2 pseudogenes are annotated in these 791 nt (G+C 38.2%); one reads left to right on the top strand and one right to left on the bottom strand.

What is annotated here, in order from left to right:
• Positions 1-137 (bottom strand): annotated as a pseudogene (locus R8O11_RS26760) (HAD family phosphatase); the annotation flags it as partial.
• A 319-nt stretch (positions 138-456) separates the two neighbouring features.
• On the opposite strand from R8O11_RS26760, the pseudogene R8O11_RS26765 reads away from it, so the two are divergent.
• Positions 457-791 (top strand): annotated as a pseudogene (locus R8O11_RS26765) (hybrid sensor histidine kinase/response regulator); the annotation flags it as partial.

Raw genomic sequence — 791 nt, forward strand, 5'->3', positions numbered from 1 at the left:
TTTGAGAACAGTCTTTTCGCCATTTGTTCTGCATCTACGGAATGACCAAATGTTAAGCGTACAATCTCTGGTGGTGACCAACGAACCAGTACGTTGCCGACATCGAAAACAACATTTTTAATTTGAGAGCTTTCCATAGAACACCTTTGATTTGTGAGTTGGGCAGAGTAATCAAACGAAGATGAGTGAGAACAACATTCGCGTTGCCCTCGCATAAGTTGATTCTACTTGAATCACAATAAAATAATATGCAATTGAACTCCTTACCAAAAAATTCGTGAAATCAAGCTGAACTTAGATAAAAGACTGAATTTAAAGACAAGCATCGCGAATAAATTGACGGATTTCGCGCTGCTTATATTTGGCAAGTAATATATAATTACAAAACAACGTGATTATAAAAAAGATAGCAAGTCACAACTTTGAACGTCAGGCGGAGTAGACAAATTAGATAGTATGGATTCGATACGTAAGGTATATGAGTACGCAGAGCCCAATTTAACATTAGTTGGTTGGATGGGATTTATTGGCTTCCCGCTCTACTACTTCGTTTGGGACTTCATGTTCCCGCAATCCTATGAAAACTTGCCGCTACGTTTGTTTTGTTCCGCACTGTTTTTTGGCATCATTTTTCGTAACCGTTTGTCGTCATCATGGCGAAAGTTCGTGCACGTCTATTATCAAATAACGATTACGACCTGTTTACCTTTCTTCTTTTTTTATATGTTGCTCATGAATGATTGGTCCAATGTTTGGGTGATGTCATTCATGTCGGCTATTTTCCTGCATAT

It is taken from the genome of Vibrio sp. 1288 (assembly GCF_033344475.1).